17 protein-coding genes are annotated in these 17,697 nt (G+C 41.8%); 3 read left to right on the top strand and 14 right to left on the bottom strand.

What is annotated here, in order from left to right; genetic code table 11:
* Window positions 1-331: 331 nt before the first annotated feature.
* Both ACVBIU_RS07190 and ACVBIU_RS07185 read right to left on the bottom strand, forming a co-directional pair.
* The gene (locus ACVBIU_RS07190; RefSeq protein ID WP_447162096.1) at window positions 332-1,291 is read right to left on the bottom strand and encodes a hypothetical protein; all 960 of its coding nucleotides are present in this window, start codon (window positions 1,289-1,291) and stop codon (window positions 332-334) included.
* A 2-nt stretch (window positions 1,292-1,293) separates the two neighbouring features.
* The gene (locus ACVBIU_RS07185) at window positions 1,294-2,109 is read right to left on the bottom strand and encodes a tetratricopeptide repeat protein (RefSeq protein ID WP_447162097.1); all 816 of its coding nucleotides are present in this window, start codon (window positions 2,107-2,109) and stop codon (window positions 1,294-1,296) included.
* Window positions 2,110-2,569: 460 nt separating this feature from the next.
* Here ACVBIU_RS07185 and ACVBIU_RS07180 point away from each other — a divergent pair, with 460 nt between their 5' ends.
* Window positions 2,570-3,052 (top strand): acyltransferase, encoded by a 483-nt coding sequence (locus tag ACVBIU_RS07180; RefSeq protein ID WP_447162098.1) that lies wholly within the window; start codon window positions 2,570-2,572, stop codon window positions 3,050-3,052.
* Between the two features lie 135 nt (window positions 3,053-3,187).
* Here the strand turns inward: ACVBIU_RS07180 and ACVBIU_RS07175 are convergent, their stop codons facing one another.
* The 7 genes from ACVBIU_RS07175 to ACVBIU_RS07145 form a co-directional block, all read right to left on the bottom strand.
* A complete protein-coding gene (locus ACVBIU_RS07175) occupies window positions 3,188-3,517 on the bottom strand; it encodes a YbaB/EbfC family nucleoid-associated protein (RefSeq protein WP_012154758.1) in 330 nt (109 codons plus the stop codon).
* Window positions 3,518-3,616: 99 nt separating this feature from the next.
* Window positions 3,617-6,445: a DNA polymerase III subunit gamma/tau gene (gene dnaX, locus ACVBIU_RS07170; RefSeq protein WP_447163429.1), complete on the bottom strand. Its 2,829-nt coding sequence runs from the start codon at window positions 6,443-6,445 to the stop codon at window positions 3,617-3,619.
* Between the two features lie 198 nt (window positions 6,446-6,643).
* Window positions 6,644-7,195 carry an adenine phosphoribosyltransferase gene (gene apt / locus ACVBIU_RS07165; protein ID WP_447162100.1) on the bottom strand — a complete coding sequence of 184 codons (552 nt, stop codon included), beginning with the start codon at window positions 7,193-7,195 and terminating at the stop codon, window positions 6,644-6,646.
* A 255-nt stretch (window positions 7,196-7,450) separates the two neighbouring features.
* Window positions 7,451-7,819, bottom strand: a complete 369-nt coding sequence (locus ACVBIU_RS07160; RefSeq protein WP_447162101.1) for a YbaN family protein — start codon at window positions 7,817-7,819, stop codon at window positions 7,451-7,453.
* A 284-nt stretch (window positions 7,820-8,103) separates the two neighbouring features.
* The gene (locus ACVBIU_RS07155; RefSeq protein ID WP_447163430.1) at window positions 8,104-8,859 is read right to left on the bottom strand and encodes an HvfC family RiPP maturation protein; all 756 of its coding nucleotides are present in this window, start codon (window positions 8,857-8,859) and stop codon (window positions 8,104-8,106) included.
* The gene (locus ACVBIU_RS07150) at window positions 8,859-9,710 is read right to left on the bottom strand and encodes an HvfB family MNIO-type RiPP peptide maturase (RefSeq protein ID WP_447162103.1); all 852 of its coding nucleotides are present in this window, start codon (window positions 9,708-9,710) and stop codon (window positions 8,859-8,861) included. Before ACVBIU_RS07150 ends, ACVBIU_RS07155 begins: the two co-directional genes overlap by 1 nt.
* 94 nt (window positions 9,711-9,804) lie before the next feature.
* Entirely contained in the window at window positions 9,805-10,254 is a 450-nt protein-coding gene (locus ACVBIU_RS07145; RefSeq protein WP_447163431.1) for an HvfA family oxazolone/thioamide-modified RiPP metallophore, read from the bottom strand.
* A gap of 382 nt (window positions 10,255-10,636) precedes the next feature.
* On the opposite strand from ACVBIU_RS07145, the gene dusC reads away from it, so the two are divergent.
* Window positions 10,637-11,581 carry a tRNA dihydrouridine(16) synthase DusC gene (gene dusC / locus ACVBIU_RS07140; RefSeq protein ID WP_447163432.1) on the top strand — a complete coding sequence of 315 codons (945 nt, stop codon included), beginning with the start codon at window positions 10,637-10,639 and terminating at the stop codon, window positions 11,579-11,581.
* Window positions 11,582-11,710: 129 nt separating this feature from the next.
* Complete coding sequence (locus tag ACVBIU_RS07135) at window positions 11,711-12,067, top strand: TraR/DksA family transcriptional regulator (protein WP_447162106.1); 357 nt, start codon at window positions 11,711-11,713, stop codon at window positions 12,065-12,067.
* Between the two features lie 115 nt (window positions 12,068-12,182).
* On the opposite strand, the gene ACVBIU_RS07130 is transcribed toward ACVBIU_RS07135, so the two are convergent.
* From ACVBIU_RS07130 to fdx, 5 genes are all read right to left on the bottom strand, one after another.
* Window positions 12,183-14,936, bottom strand: coding sequence for a TonB-dependent receptor (locus ACVBIU_RS07130; RefSeq protein WP_447163433.1), 2,754 nt, complete (start codon window positions 14,934-14,936; stop codon window positions 12,183-12,185).
* 801 nt (window positions 14,937-15,737) lie between these two features.
* Window positions 15,738-16,169: a nucleoside-diphosphate kinase gene (gene ndk / locus ACVBIU_RS07125; protein WP_447162108.1), complete on the bottom strand. Its 432-nt coding sequence runs from the start codon at window positions 16,167-16,169 to the stop codon at window positions 15,738-15,740.
* A 229-nt stretch (window positions 16,170-16,398) separates the two neighbouring features.
* Entirely contained in the window at window positions 16,399-16,569 is a 171-nt protein-coding gene (locus tag ACVBIU_RS07120; RefSeq protein WP_447162109.1) for a hypothetical protein, read from the bottom strand.
* Between the two features lie 188 nt (window positions 16,570-16,757).
* Window positions 16,758-16,955: a Fe-S cluster assembly protein IscX gene (iscX, locus tag ACVBIU_RS07115; protein WP_447163434.1), complete on the bottom strand. Its 198-nt coding sequence runs from the start codon at window positions 16,953-16,955 to the stop codon at window positions 16,758-16,760.
* Window positions 16,956-17,353: 398 nt separating this feature from the next.
* Window positions 17,354-17,689 carry an ISC system 2Fe-2S type ferredoxin gene (gene fdx / locus ACVBIU_RS07110; protein ID WP_447162111.1) on the bottom strand — a complete coding sequence of 112 codons (336 nt, stop codon included), beginning with the start codon at window positions 17,687-17,689 and terminating at the stop codon, window positions 17,354-17,356.
* Window positions 17,690-17,697 lie beyond the last annotated feature (8 nt).

Genomic DNA, 17,697 nt, shown 5'->3' with positions numbered 1-17,697 from the left:
CAAATATACTTACAAACTAAACATTTTCAATTAGTTATTTGGCTTTGAATATATAAAGCAGATATTTGAACCATAGGCGAAATGCATAGGAAGCATTTTCATGAACTGAATTGATTAAAAGCAGATTTAAAATAAAAGTAGCGGTTCTAACAGATAAATTAAACTGTGTGAGGTAGCTGATATCGCTAATAAGCGCTTATCCATCAGGAAACCATCAAGACTTGAATCACAAGTCTGATACGCTGATGAAACAGTTTTGAAGGGCCAATAATAACTTAGGAAAAAGTGAAAAGTGCAGACTAAATAAATACCCTAAGGATCTTAAGTGCGACTATTTAAGCTCGATGGCTTTTACCTTAAAAGCAATAACCGATGACTCTCCCAGTGCAACAGCTTTCATACTAGGATGAATAATCTTCCAATAAGCTCTATCCTCCAAGCAGACAGTCCCTGAGAAGTGTTCGATGTTAACGCCGCCCTTACAGTTTTTCCCCCAATAATCTTGGTTTTTATCAGAAAAAGTAATGTCTAGCTCTGCAGGCTTGGCGTTGATAACATGCAATAAATTACAGCCACCAGCAACCAGTGCAAAGCTCAAGACTATATTACCCACTAATATGCCAAACACTTGTTTAGTCGTGCTCTGGCCGACTTGCTCTGCACGCTCTCTGCCTTTCTGCGACAAGGCCTTAAGCAGCAATATGGGCAGCGTAAGAGCATAAATCACGCCCCCAGCAATGTAGGCTGAATTAAAAATATCATCATGCCAAATCACATCAGATAAAAAGATGAAAGACAATAAGCCCAGACAAGCTGCTGTGATATAGGCGCCCCCCAAATACTTGAGCAACAAACTAAATCGGGAACTTTTAGGAAAGTAGTGTTCAACAAACTTGCCCTCACTCTCACTCAAGAGCCGCTGCAGATGCAACTCAAGCTCGCTAAAACTGACAAAGCCAAACTCCTTTTGACGCTCAAGCCCACCTTTATTGCTCGTATAATACAGGGCTAATAAACCTTCATCTTTACTCAAAAAATCATAAGTGAAGGTGATCTCACTGCCTTTGACCCCAGCTTGAACAATCAGCATTGGCATGGTCAGCGCTTCAGTTGAATTATCGCCTTTAACTTGCTCACCCTTGGCTACAGCGCCTTCAGATACACTCTCATCAAAGATAGCAGTGTCTCGTATCTCTTTGAGTCGGTGCTTTAATGTGGTACGGCTTGCCACCGCGCCCATCTGCTGTGTTTGACCACTGGCGCACTCCAGTGACATCGAATGTATCTTCATGACTAAAATACCTGCTCTAAGAGTGCACTAATCTGGTTATTGTTCTCTGAGTCCCAGCGATGCTTAGTATTGCTGTTTCTATAGGTTTGGTCAGCAATGGCTTTTTCTTGCGCTGTCAAATGATCTGCGGCTTGTTTAACTAGGCTGCGAGCCTGAGAAAAATCATTACCTCTAGCGTAACGTGCCCAAAGGTAAGCTTGGCTGAAATCGCCTAGGTTATAGTAATAGACAGCCAAATTATGCTGCGCTGCAGGAAAAGAATGTGCTGCGGACTTTTCTATCCAGAATAATGACTTTATCTGGTTTTGAGGCACGTAATGTCCAAAGTGATACAACAAGCTCAAATAATATTGAGCAAAAGCATTATCGCTATTTTTGCTAAACCAATGATACGCCTGCTGGTAATTGTTAGCTGTAGTCAAATCGTAAAAATAAAGTGTAGCGAGTGATAACTGACTACCGACATCACCTAACTGTGCTGAAGGCGTAAAAAATGCCCTCGCTTCGGGATAGCGCTTATTCTTAAATAGAATAAAACCCAGATCTCGAGCCTCTTCAGCAGGGATACGTTCGCTGTATTTTTCGATACCACTTAAGTTAATAGGCGGCGCGCCAAACAGCGCATTAAAGATGACAATAACGATGAAGATGACTAAGGAAAACCCCAGTCCTTTTAGCTTTTGTTTCACTCTGTCTTTCCAAGTCGAAAAGTGCGTCAAGGCCAACGCATCGAAGGGCAGTTTATCGGCAAGAGTCTGCCATATTGCTATTGAGCCCGCAAGACTAAAGCCAAATGCAGTACCAAGAACAAAGAACAATAAAAAACGAAAAGCCAGTGATATTGACTAAAATAATAAGCATTACCAGTTAAAGCCTGACACCTCAGAGCGAAAAGCCAGTTTAATCATTAAAGTCATATGCATATTCCTTGTATACTAATATTTATCCATTTAGTGCTTAACCGCCGAGGTAAAGTCAAACCCATTGTAGATCAAAGTCTGCAGAATAACTCCTTGCCACTCACTGAAGGTTCATGTAAAAAACACTCCTTTTTTGCAGTATCCAAGCTGCTGACACCCATATCGTCCATATCAATGCAACTCATATAACTAATGCCTAGTAGACACGTCTGTTAATCATTGCTTCATGATTATCACGAGCTGCTCTCGCTCATCTAGTGTAAATATTCGGAAAATAAGTATGTGTAAAAAAATGAGTCTTCGTCGAAAGCTGAAAGCACTCTCTATTAAGCTTTTCTGTAAAAGAAAGAAGATTACAATGAATGGTACGCCATCTTTCAGTGGTGGATGGCCCAATATTCACAATAAAGGCGCTATGCACCTTGGTAGACAATGCTGCTTTCGGTCTTTTCGCTTACATCAAAATATTACAGTACAAGCAGGAGCTTTTTTAGAAATAGGCGATGGTTCATTTTTTAATGACGGGGTCAATATTTGCGCGACTCAATCTATTAAAATAGGTCATCACACCAAGATAGGCGATATGACATATATTTTTGATACTGATTTCCATCAATTAACGCCTGACAGAGAGATAAAGAAAGGCCCTGTTATCATTGGAAATAATGTATGGGTAGGTGCAAATTCGATGATCCTAGCAGGCTCTTCTATTGGCGACAACTCAGTCATAGCTGCAGGTTCGATAGTGGTTGATAAAATACCACCAAATTGCTTAGCGGCTGGTACACCGGCAAAAGTGATAAAATCACTGAATATTCCTGATGGTTGGTTGAGACAGTAAGGTCCAGACACAAAAAAGCTCAAGCAAATTGCTTGAGCTTTTTTTGTTTTTAATCGCTGGGATTTGGCTACTAACTATTCGTTGGCCGCCTCCAATCCAATGGCGTAAATACACCATTAAAACAGTAATTTAAAACTAGAACGGCATCTTCATGCCTGGTGGTAGTTGCATACCGCCGGTCACTTCAGCCATTTTCTCTTTTTGATTCTCTTCTACACGGCGCGCTGCATCATTACAAGCGGCTGCGATAAGATCTTCTAGCATCTCTTTGTCGTCTTCAAGCAGGCTTGCGTCGATATCAACTTTACGTACGCTGTGAGAACCTGTCATAGTGACTTTAACTAGGCCTGCACCAGCTTCACCAGTGACTTCCATACGTGCGATCTCTTCTTGCACTTTAGCCATTTTATCTTGCATCATCTGGGCTTGCTTCATCAAGTTGCCCATACCGCCTTTTCCAAACATACTCTAATTCTCTTCTATTATTTATCACAACAAATAAAGTGGGCTAATTTTACTAAAAAAACAGTGATTAGCAATGAAAGCTGAAATTCAATTGTAAAATTATGACTCAGTTAACCGCTTAAAGTTCGCAATATTGATCAACTCAATCAGTTTCCCCTTCTGAACCAGCAACTCTGGTTCATAGGTTAACGAGTCAGCCGTCATCTGTGCGCCCATATTTTGCGTAAGCCAACGCACGTTATCATCGGTCATTAAATCATGATGCGCTTGGATTAAAATTTCTTTATGAAAGCGTCTTCTCACCTCAAGCGGGGTTTCTCTATCATTGTCCACCCCCACCGACACACTGATACTACACGGCTCACCTAAGGCATTTGTCATCGCCTCTTCAAGCTGTTTAATCGCGATGTCAGCGCCTAAATGCTTCTGATCTGGCTTAAGCAGTAATGATAACGGCTGTTCAAACTGATGACACACAGAGTTGACTGCTAGCTGCCGCACTCGGCCGCCAACTTCAAGCTCTGACATAAACCGATACCATTTCAAATCGACCACATTGCCCGTTAGCTCACCACTGGGTAATGTTGGTAAGTTTAGCTCAGCATCCTGAACAGGAGATGAATCAAGTGCCGTTTGTATCGCGCTCACCTCTTCTCGCTTAGCGACAACCTCTTGAGTTTGACCTTCATCCGTTGTCTTTATCTCACTGTCAGCTTGGGCTATTGCATTTGGCTCATCAAATCGCGCGCAAGTGTCTTGCTCATGTGGCTCTTCCCATGGCGGCCGGTCAATCACCTCTGATTTGGCCTCTGTGCCAGCTAAATTCTGGCCTTCACTTGATTCTGGGCTCTGCTGCGAGCTGATTTCGCTCTCCTTAACAGCAGGCTGCTTTCTTACTGGAGGCGTAAAAGGTTTACGACCTTCTAAGGACTTTTTTGAGGATTCCTCCTTAGGTTCATCCTCTCCTAGTCCCTCAAGTAATGTCGCTCGGGCTGCTAAGACCGCATCCAAGATATCATCACTTCCCGTAGGATCAGCACTTCCAGCATTTTGCTCTGGTAATGTTGGTGATTGGGCTAACTGCGCTTCACTGGTGTGACTTTCAAACTGATTTGCATTCTGGCTAGTTAGTTCTGTTTGATAACTTGATGAGGCATGCTCAAAACCATAATCGTTATCTTCGCCATCCTCACTGTGACCATAAGCGCCTGCATAATCAGCATATGAGGCGAGATCATCGTCAGCTTGTTCTACATCACCCTGTTCAGAGGCATGTTGAACAGCATCATCAGGTAGCCTAGTTTGTGCAACTTGAGCTTGATGTGAACCACTTTGCGCCACATTGTCTTGTGCATTTGCCTGACTCTCTGAATGAGTATCTGAATGACTGCTTGATGGAGTCTTTAATTGAGGATCAGGTTGAATGCTTGACTGCTCGCCAGGCAGTACTTGCTCTGTAGCATCTTTAAAGCCCTGCCCTTCAGCCTGGCTCATGATGACTGCCATTTCACTATTTAAGCTATCAAGCTGCTCATCCTGCATGTCAGCAACAGCATGTTTAGCCGTTGACGCTTGTGAGCTCTGGTCAGCGGGTCCTTGATGCTCATTGTTCGTTTGAGCTGTAGATACATCCGCAGCAGGAACACCATCTACTTTAACTGGAGCGACTTCACTGTCGGTAACTCTACCGGCAGCGCTATTTTCAGGCTCTGGCGCATGCTGAGTTACAGCTTGATGAGTCGTATCTGTCGTAACGGCAGGCTTATTGGTAACTTGCACAGATGATGTGTTTACCTCTGGCAATGCAATATCAGACTTAGTCGCTACGGCCCAGCGAGTCACAGGCTTTTCGGGTACGAAAGTGACGGCACGAAGTAACGCCATCTCGAGTCCGGACTTAGGATCTGGCGCATGGGGCAAGTCTTTACGACCCGTTAATAACAACTGGTAATATAGTTGAACTTGTTCTGCGGATAATTGCTGAGCAAACGCACTGATTTGCTCACTATATAAAGACATTTGCGCAGCTGCTGGTGCAAACTGTGTCAATGTAATTTGGTGCAGAAGCTCTAGTAAGCTGCGAAGTACCTCTTCAGGGTCAGCGCCAAATGACAACACTTTGGCCGTCACTTGCATCAAATCCATAATATCGGCTTTAGCCAATGCTTCTAGCAAGGCTAGAACATGCTTTTCGTCGATACTACCGAGCATCGTTTGCACTTGCTCAAGCTTTACTTGGCCTGCGCCAAATGCAATCGCTTGATCCGTCAGGCTTAATGCATCACGCATACTGCCATTAGCCGCTTTAGCGAGCAGAGTTAATGCTGCATCTTCAAAACTTAATTGCTCTTGGGTCAATATATGCTTTAGCTGAGTGGCTATTTCATCTTGAGTCAAACTCTTCAAGTTAAATTGCAAGCAACGAGAAAGCACTGTCACTGGTAAGCGCTGAGGATCCGTTGTCGCTAATAGGAATTTTACATGCTCTGGGGGCTCTTCAAGAGTTTTTAGCAGTGCATTAAAACTGCTACGCGATAACATGTGTACTTCATCAATAAGGTACACTTTATAGCGACCACGACTCGGCCTGTACTGCACGTTATCTAGCAACTCTCGGGTATCATCAACTTTCGTTCTTGATGCCGCATCGACCTCTATCAAGTCTACAAAACGCCCTTCGGCAATTTCAACACAAGCGGAACACTTACCGCAGGGTGTTGCGGTTACGCCTTGCTCACAATTTAAGCCTTTAGCAAAAAGACGTGCAAGACTGGTTTTACCGACACCGCGTGTACCGGAAAACAGATAGGCATGATGTAATCTTTGCTGAGTGAGCGCATTAGTTAAGGCATGCAAAACATGCGACTGACCAACCATTTGCTCGAATGTGGCAGGGCGCCATTTTCTGGCCAACACCTGATATGACATGGAACTCCCCAACGTGTCATGAATACGGTTTCGGGAGCACGCTCCTCGACATCGTTGAACAATAGCATGCAACGCTTTTACATGCTATCTCAAGCGACTGAGGAGCGATTTTGCGGTGATAAATTCACCTTTTAAGATAAAGAATAAACAACGTTGTCTATTCTTTAAAACCATCATTTATCACTGAGATAGAATGGTTTATTCGCCTTCAAACTCACAAAGGCTTACTAGATTAAGATCCATTGCCTTTAGGCGCTCTTCACCACCTAGATCAGGTAATGAAATAACAAAAGCAGCATCATTAACCGAGCCACCTAAGTTGCGGATCAGTTTCACTGTCGCTTCAATTGTACCGCCTGTCGCAAGTAGGTCATCAATAACCAATACTTTATCGTCAGCAGTAATGGCATCTACGTGGATCTCTAACACGTCATGACCGTATTCAAGCTCGTAGCTTTCTGAAATCGTTTCTCTTGGTAATTTACCAGGCTTACGTACAGGGACAAAACCAATACCTAATTCTAGAGCCAAAGGTGCGCCAAATAAGAAGCCGCGCGCTTCGGTACCGACAACCTTAGTAAAACCTTGATCTTTATAGTGCTCCACTAAAAGTCCAATGGTGAGTTTATAGGCTTGTGGATCTTCTAATAAGCTAGTCACATCTCTAAACAGGATCCCTTCTTTAGGGTAGTTAGGGATGGTTTTAATGCTGTTCTTTATTAGTGCCAAGCTGTCAGTATTCATTACCATAATTCTTTACTTAATCTACTTTAGTTTGCAGACATCCCCAGTCCCAATTGGAATAAACCGGTATCGATGTCATCGAAGTGTAAAAATCGGCATCAAGCTTAAGCCGCTTTATAGCGAGTTGCAACCTACTAACGCCAGAAGTGTAATCTCAATCTAGGCAATTTTGCCATTCAATTGTCCTGAAGGAGAAATACCTCTGCAAGAGAGCGATAATAGCGCTTAAATTTCAAGATGATGAGCCAACACAGTGCACTATCACCCGTCAATTTCAGGGATGCTTCTCAGGTAAATAATTAACCCGGCTCCAAGGCAAGCCAGCATCACTTTCACCCAAATTAGCGGTACGATAACAATACTAGTAACAAAACTGAGGCTGCTGACTAGGTATGCCTTTTTCTTTAAGCTTTTACGAATAGCACCTTGAGCCTGCCAATTTTTAAGTGCATCGGCAAACCAAGGGTGACTCATTAGCCACTGATATAGTCTGTCGCTTGAACGCGCAAAACAATAAGCAGCCAACAAAATAAACGGCACTGTTGGCAATAAAGGTAGCAATATACCTAATAGCCCTAAGACTAGACTACAAAGTCCGATAATCAGAAAAAAGCCACGTTTTAACGCCATTAACCTACCCTAAAAAAACCAAAAAGCCACTCGACTTGAGTGGCTAGTATACCTGAGCTTGGCTTAAAGGCGGATTAATTTAAGCCCAAGACCATTAACCAAGATAGGGTAGCCGGTAATGTTGGGATCAACAGTACAAGAATAAAAATAATGAAATAAAAAATATTGAATGGGTCTTTAAACGGCTGACTCATGACTTCCTCTACTTATTATTGCTGACGATATTTATTGATCTAGATCAATTTTCAAAATCATTATAGATGTGGATCACACTAATAGAAAGCCTATTTACCAATAAATTGTTTAATAATACCTTTCTGACTCAGATCTGTGAGTAGCTGTAAACACCCAACCTTTAAGGCATCAGCGTAGATATGAGTGAATGTTTGTACGAGCCAATCCACCAGTTCAGTGTAACCAAGATTAGTATGTTGCGACATATAAGCAAGCACTTGTGCAGTTAACGGATTTAATTGTAAAAAACAGACCTCTTCATCGAGATCTCGATAGATACAGAAAAACTGCGGTGCTTTACTTGGAGATTTGGGGCGATAGTCAGGACTAATATGTTGTACATCATATGCATACTGCGCAATTTTAGCCGTAGATGACACACTAAGATTGATGGCTTCTAAATTTTGTTTAGTGAGGTTAATCAGCTTATGCTCGTGATTGTCTTGAGCGACTGCGACCACTAATTCTAACCACTCGTAATGGGCCAACTCCAACATAAATGGCGGATCGATTTTTGTCGTTTTGTATTCCGTTTGCAGGAATAACAAAAACTCTTGAGCTATCTCAATAAAAATGGGGCTATGACAGTCGTGAGTAACAAAAAAGTTTTGCACTATAGCTAACCAATCTTCTTCTTTATAAAGGCTTTTTAGTACTGGAAATGCATTTGACACAAAGCCATCAACATTAGTAAAAAATAACTCTCGATATATTTTCATTCGACGAGCTTCAATACCGTTAGGAAGCGGCTGAGACGGATCTTTAATGTAATCCATGAAGTTTTTCTGTACGTCGAGAAAGCTCATTAAGCGCTCCTTTTTAAGCTGGCAATATGCCGATTTTGATAATCATGAATTTGATTAATCTCGAGTAACAGCTCATTGGTTTGTGGAATATTAAAATCTCGTTCGAGTAGGGTTGGGTAAACTCCATGACACTCATGGCAGGCATCAAGTAACTTCCACACCGGATCGACAATATCCGCGCCATGAGTGTCTACAATAAGATCTTCAGCCTCTTCATAGTGCCCTGCAATATGTAGATAGGCTATTCGTTCGGTAGGCATGGCTTTTAAAAATTCAACAGCGTCATAACGATGGTTGATAGAGTTAACGTAAATATTATTGACGTCGAGTAGCATTTTACAATCAGCCTCTTGCATAACAGCTAAGACAAATTCAGCCTCAGACATTTCAGCGCCAGGAGCAGCATAAAAAGAAACATTTTCCAATATTAAAGGTCTTTCAATAATGTCCTCTACTTGCTTAACCCTTTTAGCCACATGCATAACGGCTTCAGACGTAAATGGGATAGGCATTAAGTCATACATATGGCCGCTGCCGGAGCAATAGCTTAAGTGTTCTGAGTAGGTCTTGATTTGATGTAAATCTAAAAAGTCTTTGACGTTTTTAACAAACTGCAGATCTAATGGCGCCGGACTGCCGATAGAAAGTGATAAACCGTGGCAGTAAAACTCATGTCTTTCGGTAAGCTCTCTAAATTGACGGCCAAACTTGCCCCCTAGAGTCATCCAGTTTTCTGGTGCGACCTCAAAAAAATTGATTTCACTTGGCACTCCTTGACAAAACTCGTCCAACATTTCTCGTCTAAGGCCTAAGCCAACTTGCCCCTTATTCACCTCATTGCTATTTGTCATACTGCGTGCCTACTATAGGTTTTCATTAACAAATAGGGCCAGCAACTGCTGACCCGGAATTATTTATATCTATGGTGTTTATGCCGATTGCAGATTACTTATCCCCGCCGCACTTGCCTTCTTTGGCTTTTTTGTCAGCGCCGCACTTACCTTCTTTGGCTTTCATTTTGTCGCCGCCACATTTACCTTCACCGCACTTGCCTTCTTTGGCTTTCATTTTGTCAGCGCCACACTTACCTTCACCACACTTGCCTTCTTTGGCTTTCATTTTGTCAGCGCCACACTTACCTTCACCACACTTGCCTTCTTTGGCCTTCATTTTGTCGCCGCCACACTTACCTTCACCGCACTTGCCTTCTTTGGCATTTTTCTTCTCGGCGCCACATTTACCTTCACCGCACTTACCTTCGCCTTCTAGCAGTTGGTAACCAGCTTGCATTTCACTATAACCAAATGGACTTGCTTGTACACTAGCAGTTAGTGCACTTCCCATTACAACAGCACCTACAGCGACAGTGATTGCAGTTTTATTTACTAATTTCATAATTTAATCCTTTTACTTACTCAATTTTGTATTGGTTACCAACAAAGCATTTTGCTGGCTTGCTTAACTAGACCTGTCAACCAACAATATAATTTCATTTTTACTACAACTATCACATTTATGACCCATAAAAGCTGATAGTGCAAATAATTAGCATGATGAAATCGATTGATATTGCGATGCTTAACGCTTTTTTATCAGTAATTTCACTTAAAATATTTAACAAATAAAGCTCACGACCACGACAACAAGCCGTTAACATTATGTGCGACACGGAATAATCGTGCTTTTATCTCCGATAAAAATAGCCTGTCTATTTGGATGACTGTTGGGTATGAGGTAGAATGCAGCGCCTCGAAATATCGATATGTTGGACAAGTCAGTGCGAATAATTTTGGCGCCTATGGAAGGCGTTGTTGACGATTTAATGCGAGAGATCCTCTCAGCAATCAACCCTTATGATCTTATGGTCACAGAATTTGTCCGCGTCGTGGACCAACTTTTACCGGAAAAGGTCTTTTATCGTCTCTGCCCTGAATTACTTTCAGGCGGGCAAACACTCTCTGGGACGCCCGTTCGTGTTCAATTACTTGGACAAGAACCAGGTTGGATGGCGGAAAATGCCATCAGAGCCGTAGAGCTTGGTTCAAGAGGGGTTGATGTGAACTTTGGCTGCCCAGCTAAAATGGTCAACCGCAGCAATGGCGGTGCGGTCATGTTGCAATACCCTGAACAGCTTTATAACGTCGTTAAAGCCATGCGTGATGCGGTGCCCAATGAGCAACCTGTTACAGCTAAAATACGCCTCGGTTTTAACGATAAGTCACTGTATATGGAAAATGCTTTAGCCATTTATGAAGCTGGGGCGAGTGAACTTGCAGTGCATGCTCGGAGTAAAGTTGATGGTTATAAGCCACCAGCTTACTGGGAATATATTGCAGATATAAATGCTAAGTTACCGATCCCAGTTATTGCAAACGGTGAGATCTGGAACCAGCAAGATGCACAGCGGTGCATGGACGTCACTGGTTGCGACAGCATCATGGTTGGACGCGGCGCAATATCGCTACCTAATTTGGCCGCGAGTATAAAAGGCGATAAACCTTATACTTGGCAGCAATCACTCGATCTTATGCTTGAATACACTGACCGTGAATTAGAAGGCAGAAAAAGCACCTATTACCCTGCTCGGATCAAGCAATGGTTTGGCTATTTAAATCGTCAATATAGTGAAGCTGACGAACTATTTCGAGAGCTTAGAGTCTTTAAAAATGCAGAAGAAATCATTCAAGTGCTGAAGCTCGCTCGCGCCAAACTACCTGACTAGATCAATGTTAAGTGCTATTTACGCCACAAAAATAGCAAAATATAGCGCGGAATTGATCTCTATCATGACGAAATATGACTGCATGTTTAGACTAACTAGCCTTAAAGTCAATAATTGTAGGCAACCTAAGTGAGTACAAACCAAGTCAAACAAACCTTATCCGATATAGAATCGGAACTAAGAGTCAAGATTGGTGCACTCCCCGAGATGCAAGCCACGCTAATGGACCAGCATAATTATTCTCTTTGTGAACTGATTCAGATTATGACAGAGGTTCACTTATGCGATCATCCATTATTTTTTAAGTTGATGCGCCTAGATGCCGCTCGTTGTCAGCTTGAAATAGGCTTGTACGGTGTGTGTAGCGATTGTGAAAGTCAAATCGAAGCTGAGCAATTAGCCAGAGATCCTTTAGAGCAGCGCTGTATCGATTGCAGCGGCCACTTTAGCCGCCAACATAGGCAAGAACTCAGACTTAACCACTAACATAGCGGGATAAGTCACTGGCTAGTATTACCAAAAGCCAGCCATAAAAAAACCTCCTAATTAAGGAGGTTTTTTGTTATCTCGAAGGTAATAGCGAACTATTACGATTAAGAGCTTAGAACTTCACACTTGCTCTTACGAAGAAGAAGCGACCTAATACATCATAAGTGTACGGATCTGTGTTTGAGTCATTGTTACCAGAGTAGTAAGGAGGCTGTTCGTCAAAAATGTTATTCACACCGCCCGATAAGCGAATCGTGTTCGTCAAATCATAATTTGCCGATAGGTCGTGGTAAATTACGCTATCTACACTTGGTGCATAACATTCAGATGGATCATCTTTACATGAGAATGAATCCATACCGTCGATATAACGAGCTTCGTATGTAGTACTCCAGCCATCACCAGTCGCAGTAAGGTTAAAGTTAGTCTTCAATTTTGCATATGAACCTGAGCCACTAGTGATAAAGCCAAGGTAATCAATAGCAACACCATCTTGGTCAAATTCTTCATACTTATCAATAATTGACGTATCTAAGCCAGCTTTCCAGTCTAGACCTAAACCTTCGAAGGTATACGCCAAATTAATATCGTAGCCTGCTGTATTAGTTTGACCTAAGTTCTGTAAACCATTATCAAACGAAATACGACCCGTACCATCAATTGCGATATTCGCTGACTGACAAAGTGCTGTATCGTTATTAATTTTATTACCCGTTGCATCCATACACTGGTTAGCAATGTAGTTTGAATCAACTGCGGTAATAGTATTAGTGATTTCAATATTATAGTAATCAAGTGTTAAAGACAGACCTTCAACAAAACTTGGTGAATATACCAAACCAAGGGTAGTGATATCTGCTTCTTCTGGAGTTAAATCAGGATTACCACCTACGGTGACTTCTGCCTGTGTCTGCTCTGTTGCTTCATGCTTAATTTGATCGAATGAAGGTGACTTACCACCATATAGCTCGCTTACAGTCGGTGCACGGAACGCCGTAGACATTACGCCTCGAAGCATTAGATCATCAATTACGCGCCAAGTTAAGCCAAGTTTCCACGTATTATCAGAACCAAATGTACTGTAATCAAAGTAACGAATTGCCGCACTTAAATCCACTTGCTGCGCCATAGGCAGATCGCTAAGTAGAGGTATAGCCAATTCAGCATAAACTTCATTCACATCAAAAGAACCTGCTGTCGCTTCTTGACGTGGATCATTTGCTAGACCTTGTGAAGTCAACGAATCAGGCGTGTAATGCGCCGACTCTTTACGATATTCATAACCGGCAGCAAAACCAAGAGTACCAGCTGGTAAATCCATTATTTCACCAGAAAGCGTCGCAGCCATTACATCGAGTTCACTACCACCACTGTTAATTTCAGTGTAGATAAAAGGCTCTATACTTTCACCGACCCAAGAGTCTTGGCTAAACGGATCGAACTCTTTAGCTAATACTGCATCGTTGATAGAACCCAGATTGTGCAGATTAGCTAATGTATCAACAGAATCGTTCTTACCCTTGTTGTAAGAAGCATCCCAAGTCCAACCATTGTCGAACTCGCCCTCAAGACCGACAACAAGACGCACAGTATCGACAACCTGTGAGAAGTTACGTGTACCTGATTCTACCACGCGGCGACCGTAATCTAATTTTTCGCCTTCTTGCACTAGACCAACTAGGTCATCAGTCATCCAAGATGAATCATATGCCCAGGCTGTACTATTCCAAATTGGCTGAGGTGCCATTTGCTGCTCAGACCAGCGCTTAGAATACATCGCTTCTGAGAAGAATAAGATTGAATCAGACAACTCATATGTACCAGAGAAAGATAGATTCAAACGCTCCATTGGAGTAGAAAGGTAACTGTCTTCTGAATAATTATATTTATCTTCATTTGTGAAATCATGGTATTCACCACCACGACCACTTAAGTTAGCTTCAGTAACATTGTCATCGAAGTATTCGAACGTTGCTTTGCCATCATCACCCGCAACATAATGGCCATAGTAACCAGAATCTCCAATCTCATATGCTCCATCTTCTCCAGAACCAACAAGGTCATGATGTGAATCACCCCAGATATGGCCACCTTCAGAGTATGAGCTACCGCCACAATAAAGCTCGCTACCGTCTGAAGTTTCAGTAATAGGACACTCAGAGAAACTACGGTCAGCTTGGCTTGCCTCGCCGCGTTTAGTGTACTGTGCATTAATAACCACGTTACCTTTATCGAAGGTATTACCTATGGTGAAATCCACACTTGATTCATCAGCATCACCTTGACCTGTGATACCCGTTTGTACGTTCATCTCAAAGCCTTCAAAATCACGCTTTAGGATGACGTTTACAACACCGGCTATTGCATCTGTACCGTATACTGCAGATGCACCATCTTTAAGCACCTCTACTCGCTGGATCATAGACACTGGAATGGTGTTTAAATCAACAGATGAAGCTGCGCCAGTACCCGATGCAATCATGCGGCGGCCATTAACCAGTACTAAAGTACGGTTTGAGCCAAGACCACGTAAATTAACGCGCGCATTACCACCAGAGCCATTGTTAACCGCGGCATTGGTCATCGCTCCGCCAGATACGGTCATATTTTGCAAGACATCATCAATCGATGTTGCACCTGATGCAATAATGGCTGAAGCATCAATAACAGTTACCGGACTTGCAGATTCCATATCTGCACGTTTAATACGTGATCCAGTAACTTGAATACGTTCTACTTTATTTTCTGCTGTATTATCTGCACTCGCTTCTTCTGCAAATGCAAATCCAGATAAGGCTACACTTGTCGCTGCTGCTGCAATAAAGCTACGACGTATTGCTTTTGCGGTTAAGGTTACTGAGTTCATATTTATCCCCTCAAATCCCAGAATGTTAAAAACTGAAACTGATATATTTATTATTCTTTAAAAGGAAGTTAATTACTTCGCAGTAAATACTGTTAAAATTTAACCTTTAAGTCAATAGTCATTACATAAAAATAACGCGAATGATATCAATTGATACAAGCACACTTAAACATATAAATAGAAAGCAATTAAAAACAAGCAAAAACAGTGCTTTAGAATAATTTTGATGCGTACTAGTTTTGATAAGAACATGTATCAACCATCATTTCAAATGTTAACAAATTATTAACAGCAAACATTATGCAACCGCTCGAAAATAAATCAAAGCTGAAGATAAAAACAACATAATAAGGCTTAAAACACTAAAGCTCGGACTTTGACCGCTGTTATTTAAAGCAATAGCAAAACAAAAACATTCACACCAAAAAATCACATATAATTAACAATTAATTCATCATGTATCTAAAGTTTAATTTAAATCAGTGTTATTTAAACGTGTCATTTAACAAAAAACAAACTAAACCTACCCGACTTGAGAATTTATTGGTTAATAAACACACTTTATTAATTAGACGATTATTTACCGAGACCTAAAGTATGTCGTTTATACTTAGGGAGTCAGGAAACGCGTCGCATCGATGAATGACTAAAAGCGATGAAGTAACAAGTAAGAAGTTAAACAAGATGGTTAACAAAAGAAAGGGATAAACTACTACAGCGAATGGGTATTATATTAAGCCCTACTTAGTTTTAGTAGGCAAAAAAAAGGAGCCTTAAGGCTCCTTTATGTACGCGTTCGAATTAACGAGTGCGTGGGCATAACTCTTCAGTGCTGAAGAAGTAAGCAACTTCACGCTCAGCAGATGCAACTGAGTCAGAACCATGAGCAGCGTTCTCATCGATGCTTTCTGCGAAATCAGCACGAATAGTGCCTTCAGCCGCTTCAGCTGGATTTGTAGCACCTAAGATTTCACGGTGTGCTAGAACAGCGTTCTCGCCTTCAAGAGTTTGGACCATGATAGGACCAGAAGTCATGAATGCAACTAGTGCACCAAAGAAAGGACGCTCACTGTGCTCAGCGTAGAAACCTTCAGCTTGCTCTTTGCTTAGGTGTACCATTTTAGAAGCGATGATTTTCAGGCCAGCCGTTTCAAAACGGTTGTAGATAGCGCCAATGTGATTTTTTGCAACAGCATCAGGCTTAATGATAGAAAAAGTACGTTCGATAGCCATGAAAAGCTTCCTTCTTATGTATAGGGGGTTTTAATTTTCGCGCGGATTATACGAAATTATAGGCCTATTGCCTACCCTTAAGCAGCTATCTTGTTGAGATAAGTCTTGTATCGAAATTAAGAACAAGCGACTGCGTCACACTTTTGCGCGTGCTTAACCTAATAACTTGAATAAATTAGCATCTTTAAAGCGACTGGCTAACGTCTTTAACCAGTCGCACTAGGGACGGTTACTTACGCCTTTTAACCCAAATGAAGCCAGCCGCAATCACGGCTAATAATCCCAATGCAGGTGCTAAATCCATAAAATGATGGAAAAGGCCTACCCCGCCATGACCTTCATGAGCAAAAGCTGTCATTGGTGATAAAATTATTGCTGTTAATAATAGTAACTTACGCATGCTAACATCCCTTTTTATAATTTGTTTAATTTCGTGACTTGCGCCAACTCAATTACGAGCACTGTTCTAAATTAAAGCAAATTATGAGAATACATTTGATACGGATCAAAGCTAAGTACCTTTGTAGCCACCAACCCAAGCAGATACGACTTAGATCACACTTTCTACAATTCTTGAGACAATTCGTCTCATTTTTCTGCTATCCAATTGGCCTGAATAGCTTCAAGCACACGCTCGTTACAATGGTTAGGATCATCATCAAAACAGTCTAAAGCTAACACCCACTCATTGAGATCCGTGAAGCGGACCGTCTCAGGATCAACATCGGGATACTTATCAATCAAATACAGTGCAATCTCTAAAGAATCTATCCATTTAAGCTTCATTGTCGCTCTCCTTTCAACAGTCATATCATCAGTATAATACCTATCCTTATAAAGATGTGTTCGCTCATCGATATTTTGGACTGCTGTGTAAGGTCATGCATTGCTCCTCGGCTTTTGCACCCTCGGTAACGGCTAACGCGTTACTTAGCTTCCTAAATCGATATAAGCGGGCATAAATGCCATTCGCAGCACCTGACCACCATAAATAGAGAACACGCCTTAATCTATGTAGAGAACATAAAGCACAATGCTGCGCGCAATGAGTGAAAGCATAGTTGAGCTAGGTTTTAAGCTTGTTAACCCTGCATATGAAGCACTAAAACTCAGAAACAAAAAAGCCAGTAGCTCGCTACTGGCTTTTAATAAATACATATTTTTAATATCGATTGTTAGCGGGACTAACCTTCGCTAACCATATTAATCGTGTATTTAGGAATATCGACGACGATATCTGAAGCAGGCACTTTTGCTTGGCAAGAAAGACGGCTTTCAGGCTCTAAGCCCCATGCTTTATCAAGCATGTCATCTTCAAGCTCATCACTTTCTTCAAGTTCGTCAAAGCCTTCACGGATCACTACGTGGCAAGTCGTGCAAGCGCACGATTTCTCACATGCGTGTTCGATATGAATACCGTTGCGCAGTGCAACATCTAAAACGGTTTCGCCTTCGTTTGCTTCAACTACAGCTCCGTCTGGGCATAACTCTTGATGGGGTAAAAATACAATTTGTGGCATAACCTTAC

It is taken from the genome of Shewanella sp. 30m-14 (genome assembly GCF_052977125.1).
The sequence above is the reverse complement of the archived record's forward strand: the minus strand, read 5'-3'. Positions and strand labels throughout refer to the sequence as shown.